Annotated in this window: 12 protein-coding genes and 2 pseudogenes; 7 read left to right on the top strand and 7 right to left on the bottom strand. The window is 72.5% G+C overall.

Translation table 11 applies throughout. The annotated features are described in order from the left end of the window. Nucleotides 1-50: 50 nt before the first annotated feature. The 5 genes and pseudogenes from BZY54_RS17630 to BZY54_RS17610 form a co-directional block, all read right to left on the bottom strand. A pseudogene (locus BZY54_RS17630) lies at nt 51-614 on the bottom strand (pectate lyase family protein); the annotation flags it as partial. Continuing rightward, nucleotides 598-1292, bottom strand: a pseudogene (locus tag BZY54_RS17625) (dihydrodipicolinate synthase family protein); the annotation flags it as partial. The pseudogenes BZY54_RS17625 and BZY54_RS17630, both read right to left, overlap by 17 nt. Continuing rightward, nucleotides 1289-1945: a GntR family transcriptional regulator gene (locus BZY54_RS17620; protein WP_086726155.1), complete on the bottom strand. Its 657-nt coding sequence runs from the start codon at nt 1943-1945 to the stop codon at nt 1289-1291. The gene BZY54_RS17620 and the pseudogene BZY54_RS17625, both read right to left, overlap by 4 nt. A 200-nt stretch (nt 1946-2145) precedes the next feature. Beyond that, a complete protein-coding gene (locus BZY54_RS17615; RefSeq protein WP_086726154.1) occupies nt 2146-2742 on the bottom strand; it encodes a TIGR03086 family metal-binding protein in 597 nt (198 codons plus the stop codon). Nucleotides 2743-2770: 28 nt separating this feature from the next. After that, the gene (locus BZY54_RS17610) at nt 2771-3226 is read right to left on the bottom strand and encodes a DUF6010 family protein (protein ID WP_107419743.1); all 456 of its coding nucleotides are present in this window, start codon (nt 3224-3226) and stop codon (nt 2771-2773) included. 200 nt (nt 3227-3426) lie between these two features. On the opposite strand from BZY54_RS17610, the gene BZY54_RS17605 reads away from it, so the two are divergent. Continuing rightward, a complete protein-coding gene (locus BZY54_RS17605; protein ID WP_244217206.1) occupies nt 3427-4680 on the top strand; it encodes an MFS transporter in 1254 nt (417 codons plus the stop codon). On the opposite strand, the gene BZY54_RS17600 is transcribed toward BZY54_RS17605, so the two are convergent. Together BZY54_RS17600 and BZY54_RS17595 are read right to left on the bottom strand one after the other, a co-directional pair. Then, nucleotides 4617-5783: a hypothetical protein gene (locus BZY54_RS17600; RefSeq protein WP_086726152.1), complete on the bottom strand. Its 1167-nt coding sequence runs from the start codon at nt 5781-5783 to the stop codon at nt 4617-4619. The genes BZY54_RS17605 and BZY54_RS17600 overlap by 64 nt on opposite strands. Then, on the bottom strand, nt 5780-6730 hold the full coding sequence (locus tag BZY54_RS17595; protein ID WP_086726151.1) for a 5-dehydro-4-deoxyglucarate dehydratase: 951 nt from the start codon (nt 6728-6730) through the stop codon (nt 5780-5782). Before BZY54_RS17595 ends, BZY54_RS17600 begins: the two co-directional genes overlap by 4 nt. Nucleotides 6731-6958: 228 nt before the next feature. Between BZY54_RS17595 and BZY54_RS17590 the strand changes: the two genes are divergently transcribed. From BZY54_RS17590 to BZY54_RS17565, 6 genes are all read left to right on the top strand, one after another. Continuing rightward, complete coding sequence (locus tag BZY54_RS17590; protein WP_086726150.1) at nt 6959-7783, top strand: NAD-dependent epimerase/dehydratase family protein; 825 nt, start codon at nt 6959-6961, stop codon at nt 7781-7783. Between the two features lie 424 nt (nt 7784-8207). Next, on the top strand, nt 8208-8978 hold the full coding sequence (locus BZY54_RS17585) for a DeoR/GlpR family DNA-binding transcription regulator (protein WP_086726149.1): 771 nt from the start codon (nt 8208-8210) through the stop codon (nt 8976-8978). A 95-nt stretch (nt 8979-9073) separates the two neighbouring features. Then, nucleotides 9074-10447 carry an ABC transporter substrate-binding protein gene (locus BZY54_RS17580; RefSeq protein WP_086726148.1) on the top strand — a complete coding sequence of 458 codons (1374 nt, stop codon included), beginning with the start codon at nt 9074-9076 and terminating at the stop codon, nt 10445-10447. Beyond that, nucleotides 10444-11382 (top strand): carbohydrate ABC transporter permease, encoded by a 939-nt coding sequence (locus tag BZY54_RS17575; RefSeq protein ID WP_086726147.1) that lies wholly within the window; start codon nt 10444-10446, stop codon nt 11380-11382. The genes BZY54_RS17580 and BZY54_RS17575 overlap by 4 nt, the downstream gene beginning before the upstream one ends. Then, nucleotides 11379-12221 carry a carbohydrate ABC transporter permease gene (locus tag BZY54_RS17570; RefSeq protein ID WP_086726146.1) on the top strand — a complete coding sequence of 281 codons (843 nt, stop codon included), beginning with the start codon at nt 11379-11381 and terminating at the stop codon, nt 12219-12221. The genes BZY54_RS17575 and BZY54_RS17570 overlap by 4 nt, the downstream gene beginning before the upstream one ends. Next, a partial coding sequence (locus BZY54_RS17565) for an alcohol dehydrogenase catalytic domain-containing protein (protein WP_244217205.1) occupies nt 12218-12943 on the top strand: 726 nt, incomplete at its 3' end. The genes BZY54_RS17570 and BZY54_RS17565, both read left to right, overlap by 4 nt.

The raw sequence follows: 12943 nt of genomic DNA, 5'->3' as shown, positions 1-12943 counted from the left end.
GAGGGAGGGCGGGGCGGCCCCGAGCCGCCCCGCCCTGTCGGTGGGCGGCGTCAGCGCAGGCGTCCCGCGCCGGCGCCGTGGTCGACGATGCCGGGGACGGCCCGTGCCGGGTCGACCTTCGTCCGCAGGGTGGGCGTCCAGCCCGCGCCCGACTGCAGGATCTCGGTGGGGACCTCGGTGTTGTGCACGGCGATCAGGTCGGTGCGCCTGCCGTTGACGTGGTTGTCGTCGGTGGTGACCGGCGCCTCCTTCCACTTCTTCAGGACCTGGTCCGCGCCGACGCCGCTCGGCAGTGTGAACGCGTTGTGCTGGGCGACGAGTTGGGACTCCATGCCGATGCCGTAGCTGTAGCCGTAGTCCGGGCCCGCCACGAAGTGGTTGTTGTAGGAGTCGACCTGGCCGAAGCGGACGCGTGGGGCGCGTTCGACGAGGTTCGAGAACAGGTTGTGATGGAAGGTGGCCTTCAGATGGCCGCGGTCGACGGCGGCGGTGGACGCGCTGTCGCTGTTTCCGATCAGGATCGTCTTGTCGTGGTCGGCGAAGACGTTCCAGGAGGCCGTCACGTAGTCGGCGCCCTTGACGATGTCCAGTTCGCCGTCGTGCTGCTCGTAGATTGTTCAGGGAGACGGCGGGGGCGACGTTGACCAGGCCGGAGGTGAAGCCGGTGGCGCCCGCGGAGAAGTACGAGGGGGCGTACGGCTCGGCGAGTCCGCACACGAACCGGTCGAGCCCCGCGTCCCGGGCGAAGGCGGCGAAGCGGGCCGCGTCCGGGACGGCGTACTTCACACCGATCACGTTCGGGCAGGCGTCGGCGAGTTCGGCGAGGCGGACGCCGGGCAGCTGCGCGTTGCGGATGTAGGGGACGACGCCCAGCTCGGGCACCGCCTCGGCGATGGCGCGGTGGCAGTCGACCCAGCCGCCCTGGGAGACGTAGGGGTGGACCGGCTGGTGGACCATGACCATCTGCGCGCCCAGCTCGCGGGCGTGCCGGGCGGAGGCGACGGCGGTGGGCACGTCGTGACCGACCCCGACGAGGATGCTCGCGCGGCCCCCGGCCTCCGCCAGGGTCAGTTCGGTGACGAGCTGCCGCTCCGCGGGGGTGAGGGCGTAGAACTCGCCGGTGTGGGGGTGAGGGTGGTGACGCCGCCGTCGAGGAGACGGCGCAGCAGCGCGCGGTGGGTCTCCCGGTCGATGCGGCCGTCCTCGGCGAACGGGGTCACCGGGATCGCCACCACGTCGGCCAGGGCCGCCCGCTGGGTCTCGAATGTGGTCCGCAACGTCGCGCTGCTCATCGTCCGCCTTCCTCGTCGAGGACCTCGGGGAAGGCCCGGTGCACGAACGACGCGATGTGGGAGTGCAGGGCGCGGGCCGCGCCGTCGCCGTCGCCGTCCAGGGCGAGCCGCAGGATCTCCCGGTGCTCGGCGGCCTCCCGCTCCCAGGAGGGATTGGCGGACCAGGCGACGGCGGAGACGAGGGCGGCCTGGTCGCGTACCTCGTCGAGCATCCGGCCGAGCAGCGGGTTGCCGCAGGGCAGGTAGAGCGCGCGGTGGAACTCACGGTCGGCGAGGGAGCGTTCGGCGGTGTCCGTGGCCTCGTCGGCGCGGCGCAGCGCGTCCTGGGCGTCGTCCAGGGAGGCGCCGCGCCGGACCGAGCGCCTGAGTGCCTCGGGCTCCAGCAGGAGCCGCACGTCGTAGACCTCGCGCAACATGTCCGCGTCCACCATGCGCACGGTGACGCCCTTGTACTGGCTCATCACCACCAGTCCGGTGCCGGCCAGGGTCTTGAGCGCCTCGCGCACCGGGGTCTTGGACACCCCGAACTGTGCGGCGAGCTCGGTCTCGACCAGGGCCTGGCCCGGCGTCAACTGCCCGGTCAGAATGCGGCGTTTGATCTCCTCCAGCACGAACTGCGTGCGGGAGGGGATCGGCGTGGGCACAGAGGTCATGCGCGCCTCTCGGATCTCGCGTATCGCGTCTCATATATGACGTATGGAGTACGACGCGATGAAGGTAAGAGGGGCGCGGTGTTTCGTCGATGCTTCTGACAAAGACGGTTCCTGAAGGAGTGCCGGCGAGGACGCGCCCTAGGGAGAAGGGCGCGTGGGCGGTCAGGGCCGTGGGGTCCGGTCAGGGCCGTGGGGTCCGGTCAGGGCCGCGGGGTCCAGCGCGGGTCCCGTCCGCTCAGCCCCACCGCGCGGTCCAGCAGCGGGGCGTCCTCGGGTACGGGCACGACGGGGCCGAAGATGTCACTGCCACCGGCGAGGCCGTCGCCGACCGCCGCGCGCAGGAAGCCGTACGACACCCGCAGCGCGGCCGGGTCCGGCTCGTACTCCTGACCGGTGGCCCGCGCCAGGTCCCAGCCGTGGATCACCAGCTCGTCCGCGAGGACGGCACCGGCGGCCTCTCCGGGCAGGTCCACGCCGCCCGCACGGGTCATGCCGGTCCAGGCGGCCGGGTCGCGCCAGGTCTCGGCGAGCTCGTCGAGTACCGTCACCAGCTCCTCGCGCCAGCCGGGGCCGATGTCGGGCACGGCGGCGTCCGGGCTGGTGTCCGTGGTGGCGCCCAGCTGCTTGCGGCCGGCGTCGCGGAACGCCACCGACAGGCCCACCAGATGCCCCAGCAGGTTGCGCGTCGCCAGGCCCGGACAGGGCGTGGGGGCGGTCAGCCGCTCCTCGCGCACCCCTTCGGCCAGCCGCGCCAGGACGCGGGTCTGCGGGCCGAGATCGAGCATTGTGTCGTTCATCGGTTGCCTCTCGGTTCGGTCGGGTCCCTCACTCGACGACTCGGTCGAGTCCTTCACTCAAGGGCAGACCGTCCCCGGCCCCGGAACTCATCGCCCGCCGCCCGCGGCGCAACAGCTCACGCGGCGACGGCCCGCCCCACAGGCACCACAGCGCGATCACCGGATCGCAGATCGCGCAGCCGAAGGAGGAGTCGTGGGCGAAGGGGATGATCGGGTGGCCCTTGAAGTGGTGGACGACGTCCCACGCGGTGTGCAGCAGCCAGCCGACGCCGATGAAGGTCCAGGACTCCAGGCCCCGGTAGGCGACATACGTGGCGACCGCGGTGAAGGCGAACTCCCAGCCGCCGAGCCCGCCGCCGCTGAGGTAGGCGGCACCCGCCCCGGCGACCATGACCGCGTTGACGCGCCGGCGGTGCGGCTCGCGCGGGAGGGACATGAGCAGGGCGTACAGGACGCTGATGACCACGGGCATGAGGTAGCGCAACATGCGCCCGACGCTAGGCCGGTGCCGTCGCGCGTCCCAGGAGCATGACTGACACGTTCCGCCGGATTCCCGCCCACGCGACACCTAGGTCCGGTCGTCGAACTCCCATGGCGTCGCGGGGCAGACGGGAGTTCGACGACAGGGGCCCAGGGCAACTGCCCCATCCGCGGACCGGGGCCTTAGGACCACGATGGCCGGGCATGACGACGACGCCAGACATGACGACGACCGGCTGGACGGTGCTCCGGGTGCTGCGGGACCGCGCGGCGGGTCCGTGCCTGGCGGCGGTGGTCATCTCCGGCTTCGGCACGTCGGCGCTGTGGCTGGCCTGCGGGGTGTGGGTCAAGGACCTGACCGGCTCCGACGGGCTCGCCGCACTGTGCCTGCTCGCGATGTGGGCGCCGGCCCCGGCCGGCCCCCTGCTGGGCGCGCTCGCCGACCGCCTGTGCCGAAAGCCCCTGCTCGTCGGCGCGAACCTGCTGCTCGCGGCCGTCCTGCCCGCCCTCCTCGCGGTCGGCTCCCCCGGCCGGATCTGGCTGCTGTACGCGGTCCTGTTCCTCTACGGCGCCACGGGCGTCGTGGCGGACGCGGCGCAGTCGGCGCTGGTGGCGTCCACCGTCGGCCCGGCGCTGCTGGGCGACTTCAACGGGCTGCGCACGGCCGCCACGGAGGGCATGAAGCTGCTGGCCCCACTGGCGGGCGCGGGCCTGTACGCGGCGTACGGCGGCGCGTGCGTGGCCCTGCTGGACGCGGTCACGTTCGCGCTCGCCGCGATCCTGTACGCGCTGCTGCGCGTCCGCGAGGACAGGCCGGTACGGCCCGCCCGCTCCTGGCGGGAGCGGACCGGCGAGGGCGCCCGCCGGCTGTGGACCGGTACGAGCCTGCGCCCCCTGGTGCTGGCCGGAGGCGCCGCGATGCTGTGCGCGGGCCTGAACGGGGCCCTGGTCTACGCGGTCGTGGACGCCCTCGGGCACGCCCCCGCGTACGCCGGGGTGCTGTACGCCGTCCAGGGCGCCGGGTCGGTTGTGGCCGGGCTGGTCTCCGGTGCGGGACTGCGCCTGCTGGGCGGGCGCCGGTTCGCCGTGTTCGGGATCGCCCTCACGGCCGTCGGGGTGGCCGTGCGGGCGGTGCCGTCCGACCCGGTTGCCCTGGGCGGCAGTGCGGCGATCGGCGTGGGGCTGCCGTGCGTGCTGATCGCCGCGTTCACCGCCGTGCAGCGCGAGACGCCGGGCGAACTCGTGGGCCGGGTTTCCGCCACCGCCCACACGCTGGTCTTCGTGCCGAACGTCGTCGGGCTGGCGGCGGGCGCCGGGCTGGTCGAGGTCGTCGACCGGCGGCTGCTGCTGGTCCTGCTGGGGCTGGGGCTGCTGGTGACGGCGGGGTGGCTGGCTCAGCGCCCGGCGAGTGCCGAGCGCACCGCCGCCAGGTCGCCGTCCGACGCCAACCCCGCGTGATACAGCCGCAGTTCGGTGGCGCCGAGGTCCCGGGCGCGGCCGGCGTCCCGGGCGAGCGTGTCCGGCCTGCCGCCCATGCCGGACACGACGGTGAGGTTGGCGGCCAGCACGGCGCCGGCTCGTCCCTGTTCGGCGAACGGGGTGAGCAGGCCTGCACCGCCCGTGCAGGGCACCACCACACCGTCGGCGACGGACAGGATGTGCGCGGGGTCCACGCCGGCGTTGGCCCCGCAGTGGTGGGAGTCCGGATCGGCGTGCAGCAGCACCTGGAAGCCGGCGGGGGCCGCCGCGCGGACGGCCGCGACCGCCGCCTCCTGGAGCGTGCGGGCGGTGTCGTCGCGCCAGGCGCGCGTGACGGCCGCAGTGGTCTCGCCGAGCAGCTTCTCCACGCCCGCCCAGCCCCCGTCGGAGGGCGCCGCCCCCCGCCAGACCGGCTCCAGGGCGGTGCGTACCGCGTCGGCCAGCTCCTCGGGGTCCAGGCCCCGTTCGCCGTAGCCCGCGCGGCAGTCCGGGCAGAAGCACAGGGACATCAGGTACTGCCATGCGTCCTCGAGGCCGACCCCGGCGATCTTGTCGTGGGCGTGCAGATGGGCGAGCCCGTACCAGCCGAGGGACTCCAGTTCGGTGCCGCACGCCCCGGGCCGTACGGCCGCCTCGGCGGCCAGGTCGACGAGGTAGGCGCGCGTGGCGGGCTGCGCGATGCACGGCGCCCACGGGTAGCGGTCGCCGTAGGCGTTGACCACCGAGGTGTCCGGATGTTCGGCGCCCAGGCGGGAGTTGTGGGCGAGGACCACCCAGGTGTGCACGTCCAGGCCTGCCTGGGCGAGGGCCGCCGCGGCCTCGCCGTACGCGTCGCCGGGCGCCCAGTCACCGGCGGGGTACGGGCGCAGGGTCCGGCCCTCCCAGCGGCTGCCGGGCGGGTAGAGCACGGCGGCGTGCTCGGCGGTGACCACCCGGTGGCGCGGGTGGCGGGGGGTCAGCGCGCGGGTGGAGTGGTAGGCGGCGGCGAGCGTCACCTGTGCCACGCCGAGCCCGGCGATGCGGGCCGGTGCCGCCGGGTCGCCGTTGACGTCCCAGGGGTAGACGAACGCCGACGTCCTCACGCGCCGTCCCCTTCCTGCGCCAGCAGTTCGTGACCGCGCTCGATCAGCCGGGCGAGCTGCTTGACGTGGTCCTCGGCCGGTTCGTGCAGCGGCGGGCGCACCTCCCCCACGTCCAGTCCGCGCAGCCGTACACCCGCCTTGACCAGGGAGACGGCGTAGCCCTTGCCCTGGGCGCGCAGTTCGACGAACGGGCGGTAGAAGCCGTCCAGCAGCCGGTGCGCGGTGGCGTCGTCGCCGTCGCGCAACGCCCTGTGGAAGGCGAGGGCGATCTCCGGGGCGAAGCAGAAGATGGCGGAGGAGTAGAGGGTGACGCCGATGCCGCGGTAGGCGAGCTGGGTCTGCTCGGCGGTGGGCAGGCCGTTGAAGTAGAGGAAGCCGCCGGGGACCTCGTCCCGCACGGCGCTGACGATCCGCTGCATGAGGTCCAGGTCGCCGACGCCGTCCTTGAGGCCGATGATCCCGTCCGTGCGGGCCAGTTCGACCGCCGTCCGCGGGGTGAAGACGGCGTTGTCGCGCTGGTAGACGATGACCGGCAGGCCGGTTGCGGCGGTCAGCTCGCGGTAGTGGCGCAGCAGTCCCTCCTGACCGGCGATCACCAGGTAGGGCGGCATGGCGAGCAGCCCGTTCGCGCCGGCGGCCTCGGCGATCCGGGCGTACCGCACGGCGAGCGCGGTGCCGTATCCGGCGCCGGCCACGACCGGTACGCGGCCCTCGGTCACCTCCACGGCCGCGCGGACGCAGGCCTCGAACTCCTCGGGGGTGAGCGCGTGGAACTCCCCGGTGCCGCAGCACGCGAAGACGGCGGCGGCGCCGGCCTCGACGCCGCGGCGCACATGCGCGCGGTAGACGTCGAGGTCGACACCCCCGTCGGGGCCGTAGGCGGTGACGGGGAAGAACAGCGGCCCGCTGGGGATGCTGAGGCGTTCGGCGAGGGGGGCTGACGTCACGGGCTCTCCCTAGGGCAGGCGCTCACGTTTCTGATTAGCGTCCATATTCTTGAACATGCTCACGCTAAAGGGACACATCGGGGCCGGTCAAGCGCGCGAACCGGCAACACGGCAGCGGATTGCGCGCCCGCACGCCACACTTGACGTGGCGCGACCCGCCTCCCTAGCGTTTCCACGCATGTGAATGCTGTCCATATATGCGTTCCGCCGACTGAAGGAGATCCGAGGATGCCCGCTCCCCGCACCGTTCTGCTCACCGGCGCCGCCGGCGGGCTCGGCACCCTGATGCGGGGCCTGCTGCCCGAGTACGGCTACGCCCTGCGCCTCCTCGACGTCCGGCCGATCGAGGACGCGCCGGGGGCGATCGCCGCGGACCTCTCGGACCGGGCGGCCCTGCGCGAGGCGGTCCGGGGCGTCGACGCGATCATCCACCTCGCGGGCATCTCCCTGGAAGCCCCGTTCGAGAAGATCCTCAAGGCGAACATCGAGGGGACGTACAACCTGTACGAGGCGGCCCGCGAAGAGGGCGTCGGCCGGATCGTCTTCGCCTCCTCCAACCACGCGGTCGGCTACACCCCCCGCCCCCGGGGCGGCACACCTCTCGACGCGGACGCGCTCATCCCGATCGACACCCCGCGCCGCCCCGACACCTTTTACGGCCTGTCGAAGTCCTTCGGCGAGGACCTGGCCCAGCTCTACTGGGACAAGCACGGCCTGGAAACGGTGTCCGTGCGCATCGGCTCCTGCTTCCCCGAGCCCACCAGCGTGCGCATGCTCTCGATCTGGATGAGCCCCGCCGACGGCGCCCGCCTCTTCCACGCGGCCCTGACCGCCGAGCACGTCGGCCACACCGTCGTCTACGGCTCCTCCGCCAACACCCGCCTGTGGTGGGACCTGACGACCGCGCGGGAACTCGGCTACGCACCGCGGGACGACTCCGAGCCCTACGCCGAGAAGCTGATCGCCGAGCAGGGCGACCTCGACCCGGACGACCAGGCGCAGGCCTGCCTCGGCGGCCACTTCGTGACCGACCCGCCGATCTGGCCGTACTGAGCCGGCACACCGGGCGCGCACCGGGCGGGCCGCACCCGGCCTGCCGCGGCGAGGTCCGTACCGGCCCGGCCCTGGCGAGCGCCGTCCGCCGGCCGGCGGACCCACAGCGGCGCAAAACGATCGTTCGCGGGGGCGGGCGGGCACCGAACGGGCCCGCCCGCCCCCGCTTTCGGGCATCCGCGCTGCCCGTTCCCACCCTCGCCACCCACAGCCGCGCAGGTCCGAGCCGGGCACGCCGCCCGGCAAACGGGCACACCCGGGCAGCATCGGGCCCGCAACAGACCTGGTCAGCACCGCGGACCCGCTGTAGAACTTTCCCCCAAGGGCCCCACCGGGCCCGAACGGGCAACACCGAGTGAGCCGCAGGGGCAGAGCACCCCAAGGCGAACGACCAACGAGTACGGCAGTGAGGCAGGTGTCGGCCATGGGCGCGGGGACGGCGGAGGAGCGGCAGCGGGAGATCGTGCGGGTCGCCCGGGCGACCGGCCAGGTGGACGTCGCCGCGCTCGCCGCGGAGCTCGGCGTGGCCAAGGAGACCGTCCGCAGGGACCTGCGCGCCCTGGAGGACCACGGGCTCGTCCGCCGCACCCACGGCGGGGCCTACCCGGTCGAGAGCGCCGGCTTCGAGACGACACTCGCCTACCGGGCCACCAGCCACGTACCCGAGAAGCGCCGGATCGCCGCCGCGGCGGCCGAACTGCTCGGGGACGCCGAGACGGTCTTCGTCGACGAGGGCTTCACCCCGCAGCTCATCGCCGAGGCACTGCCCAGGGACCGGCCGCTGACCGTGGTCACCGCGTCCCTGCCGGTCGCGGGCGCCCTCGCCGGGGCGGAGAACGTCTCGGTGCTGCTGCTCGGCGGCCGGGTCCGGGCGGGCACGCTCGCGACCGTGGACCACTGGACGACGAAGATGCTGGCCGGCTTCGTCCTCGACCTCGCCTACATCGGCGCCAACGGCATCTCCCGCGAGCACGGCCTGACCACACCCGACCCCGCGGTGAGCGAGGTCAAGTCGCAGGCGATGCGGGCCGCGCGGCGCACCGTCTTCGCGGGGGTGCACACCAAGTTCGGCGCGGTCAGCTTCTGCCGGTTCGCGGAGGTGGGCGCGCTGGAGGCGATCGTGACGAGCACGCTGCTCCCGGCGGCCGAGGCCCATCGGTACGCCCTGCTGGGCCCGCAGGTCGTCCGCGTCTGAGCCGGCGGCTCACCGAATCGGCAACCCACTTGTCCCCGTAGGGTCCTCCGCATAGAGCGGCGCCCTTTTCATCCCCATACGTCCAGGAGCGATCCATGCGAACCCAGAGCCGACGGAGGCCGCCGCGAGCGACGCTCGCCCTGGCCGCCGCAGGGACGCTGCTCGCCCCGCTGCTCTCCGGCTGCTGGGTCGGGGCCGGCGGAGCCGGGTCCGGCGGCGACTCCATCAACGTCCTGATGGTCAACAACCCGCAGATGGTGGAGTTGCAGAAGCTCACCGCCGCGCACTTCACCAAGGAGACCGGCATCAAGGTGAACTTCACCGTCCTGCCGGAGAACGACGTCCGCGACAAGATCAGCCAGGACTTCGCCAACCAGGCCGGCCAGTACGACGTGGCCACCCTGTCCAACTACGAGATCCCGATCTACGCCCGCAACGGCTGGCTGCACGCCATGGACTCCTACGTCGCCCGGGACCGGACCTTCGACCAGCAGGACGTGCTGGAGCCGATGCGCCAGTCGCTCACCGCCGACGACGGCAGGCTCTACGGCGAGCCCTTCTACGGCGAGTCGTCCTTCCTCATGTACCGCAAGGACGTGTTCGCGGCGAAGGGCCTGACGATGCCCGCCCACCCCACCTGGCAGCAGGTGGCCGGCCTCGCCGCGAAGGTGGACGGCGCCCGGCCCGGGATGAAGGGCATCTGCCTGCGCGGCCTGCCCGGCTGGGGCGAGCTGATGGCACCGCTGACGACGGTGGTGAACACCTTCGGCGGCACCTGGTTCGACCAGAACTGGAAGGCGCACCTGGACTCCCCCGAGTTCGAGAAGGCGACCAAGTTCTATGTCGACCTGGTACGCGGGCACGGCGAGTCCGGCGCCTCCCAGTCCGGCTTCGCCGAGTGCCTGAACAACATGACCCAGGGCAAGGTCGCCATGTGGTACGACGCCACCTCCGCGGCCGGCTCCCTGGAGGCCAAGGGCTCCCCCGTCAAGGGCGAGGTCGGCTACGCCCCCGCGCCGGTGGAGCGGACGAAGTCCTCCGGCTGGCTCTACACCTGGGCCTGGGGCATCCAGAAGGCCTCCCGCAACGCCGACAAGGCCTGGAAGTTCGTCTCCTGGGCGTCCGGCAAGGAGTACGAGCAGCTGGTCGGCGACACGTCGGGCTGGTCGAACGTCCCGGCGGGCAAGCGCGCCTCGACGTACGACAACCCCGCCTACCGCAAGGAGGCCGCCGCCTTCCAGGAGACCACGAAGGACGCCATCGAGAGCGCCCGGCCGAACGACCCCGGCGTGCAGCCCCGGCCCGCGCCCGGCATCCAGTTCGTCGGCATCCCCGAGTTCACCGACCTCGGCACCAAGGTCTCCCAGGAGATCAGCGCGGCCATCGCCGGACGCCAGTCCGTCGAGTCGGCCCTCAAGAAGTCCCAGCAGCTCGCCGAGAAGATCTCCAAGGAGTACGAGGGACGATGACCGCCACGACCACGGCCCCTCTGGCCGGCACATCCGCACGGGCCACCCGGCAGCCCTCGGCCCGGCTGCGCGCCTGGGCCACCCGGGCCCCGCTGCTGCCCGCGCTCGTCTTCATGATCGCCGTGACCCAGCTCCCGTTCGTGGCCACGCTGGTGATCTCCTTCTTCGACTGGAACGCCCTCTACCCCAAGGCCCGCCACTTCACCGGCGTGGACAACTACCGCCAGGTGCTGACCGACGCGGACCTGCGCCACTCGGTGTGGACCACCGTGCTGCTGACGGTGGCGGTGGTCCTGGTCAGCCTGGTCCTGGGCCTGGCGCTCGCCCTGCTCCTGGACCGCCGCTTCCCGGGCCGGGGCGCCGTTCGGACCCTGCTGATCGCCCCGTTCCTGGTGGTGCCCGTGGCGGCGGCCCTGCTGTGGAAGCACGTGCTCTACAACCCCGAGTACGGCCTGCTCAACGGCCTGCTGCACTACGTCGGCGGACCGCAGCCGGACTGGATCTCGAACACCCCGCTGCTCGCCGTCGAGGCCTCCCTGGTGTGGCAGTGGACGCCCTTCATGATGCTGATCCTGCTGGCCGGGCTGCAGAGCCGGGACCAGCAGCAGATCGAGGCGGCCCGGGTGGACGGCGCTGGCGACTGGCAGATCTTCGTCCACCTCACGCTGCCGCACCTGCGCCGCTATCTCGAACTCGGCGCCCTGCTGGGCTCGATCTACATCGTGCAGAACTTCGACGCGGTGTTCACCATCACCTCCGGTGGCCTGGGCACCGCCAACCTGCCCTACACCGTCTACCAGAGCTTCTACCAGGCCCACGAGAACGGCCTGGCCTCCGCCGCCGGCGTCCTGGTCGTGATCGGCTCGATCGTCATCGCGACCTTCGCCCTGCGCGTGGTGTCGTCCCTGTTCCGCGAGGAGGTGTCCCGCGCATGAGCGCCATGGCCGTACGGATCCGCCGCAAGTCAGTGGGCCTGGGCCTGGTGGCCTGGCTGGCCGGCGTCGTCTTCTTCCTGCCCATCGCCTGGATGGCGCTGACGTCCTTCCACTCGGAGGCGGACGCGGCGACCAACCCGCCCTCCTTCGCCGCCTCCCTCACCCTGGACGGCTACCGGGAGTTCTTCGGCTCCGGCGGCGGGGCCAGCCCCTGGCCCGCGCTGGTCAACTCCGCGGTGGCATCGGTGGTGTCGACGCTCCTGGTCCTCCTCCTGGCCCTCCCGGCGGCGTACGCGCTGTCGATCCGGCCGGTGAAGAAGTGGACCGACGTGCTGTTCTTCTTCCTGTCCACGAAGATGCTGCCGGCGGTGGCGGGCCTGCTGCCGATCTACCTCTTCGCGAAGAACACCGGTCTGCTGGACAACATCTGGCTGCTGGTCGTCCTGTACACCTCCATGAACCTGCCGATCGCGGTGTGGATGATGCAGTCCTTCCTCGCCGAGGTGCCGGTCGCGGTCATCGAGGCGGCCCGGGTCGACGGTGCGCGACTGCCGACGATCCTGGCCAGGGTGGTGGCCCCCATCGCTCTGCCCGGCATCGCCGCGACGGCGCTGATCTGCTTCATCTTCAGCTGGAACGAACTGTTGTTCGCCCGAGTCCTCACCGGCGTGGTGGCCGAGACGGCCCCCGTCTTCCTGACCGGCTTCATCACCAGCCAGGGCCTGTTCCTGGCCAAGGTGTGCGCCGCGTCGCTCGTCATCTCCCTGCCGGTGCTCGCCGCGGGGTTCGCCGCCCAGGACAAACTGGTCCAGGGCCTGTCGTTGGGAGCCGTGAAATGAAGGCCGCCGTCATCGAGTCCGTGGGCCGCGCCGTCGTCACCGAGGTCCCGGACCCGACGCCCGGTCCCCGTGAGGTCGTCGTGGAGGTCGCCGCCTGCGGCCTGTGCGGAACGGATCTGCACATCCTCCAGGGCGAGTTCGCGCCCAAGCTGCCGATCGTGCCCGGGCACGAGTTCGCCGGCGAGGTGGTCGGCGTCGGCGCCCAGGTCACCGAGGTCGCGGTCGGCGACCGGGTGGCCGTGGACCCGTCGCTGTACTGCTACGAGTGCCGGTACTGCCGTACCGGGCACAACAACCTCTGCGAGCGGTGGGCCGCTATCGGTGTCACGACGGCCGGGGGCGCGGCACGGTACGCGGTGGCACCCGTCGCGAACTGCGTCAGGCTGCCCGAGCACGTGCGCACCGAGGACGCGGCCCTGGTGGAACCGCTGTCGTGCGCGGTGCGCGGCTACGACGTCCTCCAGTCACGGCTGGGCGCCCATGTGCTGATCTACGGCTCCGGGACCATGGGCCTGATGATGCTGGAGCTGGCCAAGCGGACGGGCGCGGCGAGCGTGGACGTCGTGGACCTGAACCCGGCCCGGCTGGAGACGGCCCGGCGGCTGGGCGTCTCGGCGTCCGCCGCGAGCGCGGACGAGCTGGACCGCCCGCAGGGCTGGGACGTGGTGGTCGACGCGACCGGCAACGCGGCGGCCATCCAGGACGGCCTCGACCGGGTGGCG

Origin of the sequence: Streptomyces carpinensis, assembly GCF_002154505.1 — a bacterium.
GTDB classification, from domain to species: Bacteria; Actinomycetota; Actinomycetes; order Streptomycetales; family Streptomycetaceae; genus Streptomyces; species Streptomyces carpinensis.
The sequence above is the reverse complement of the archived record's forward strand: the minus strand, read 5'-3'. Positions and strand labels throughout refer to the sequence as shown.

What these genes read in the sequence shown, in the direction of transcription:
- BZY54_RS17605 (WP_244217206.1), top strand. Translation starts at nt 3,427, where the DNA reads ATGACGACGACGCCAGACATGACGACGACCGGCTGGACGGTGCTCCGG.
- BZY54_RS17570 (WP_086726146.1), top strand. Translation starts at nt 11,379, where the DNA reads ATGAGCGCCATGGCCGTACGGATCCGCCGCAAGTCAGTGGGCCTGGGC.
- BZY54_RS17585 (WP_086726149.1), top strand. Translation starts at nt 8,208, where the DNA reads ATGGGCGCGGGGACGGCGGAGGAGCGGCAGCGGGAGATCGTGCGGGTC.
- BZY54_RS17580 (WP_086726148.1), top strand. Translation starts at nt 9,074, where the DNA reads ATGCGAACCCAGAGCCGACGGAGGCCGCCGCGAGCGACGCTCGCCCTG.
- BZY54_RS17575 (WP_086726147.1), top strand. Translation starts at nt 10,444, where the DNA reads ATGACCGCCACGACCACGGCCCCTCTGGCCGGCACATCCGCACGGGCC.
- BZY54_RS17590 (WP_086726150.1), top strand. Translation starts at nt 6,959, where the DNA reads ATGCCCGCTCCCCGCACCGTTCTGCTCACCGGCGCCGCCGGCGGGCTC.
- BZY54_RS17620 (WP_086726155.1), bottom strand. Translation starts at nt 1,945, where the DNA reads ATGACCTCTGTGCCCACGCCGATCCCCTCCCGCACGCAGTTCGTGCTG.
- BZY54_RS17615 (WP_086726154.1), bottom strand. Translation starts at nt 2,742, where the DNA reads ATGAACGACACAATGCTCGATCTCGGCCCGCAGACCCGCGTCCTGGCG.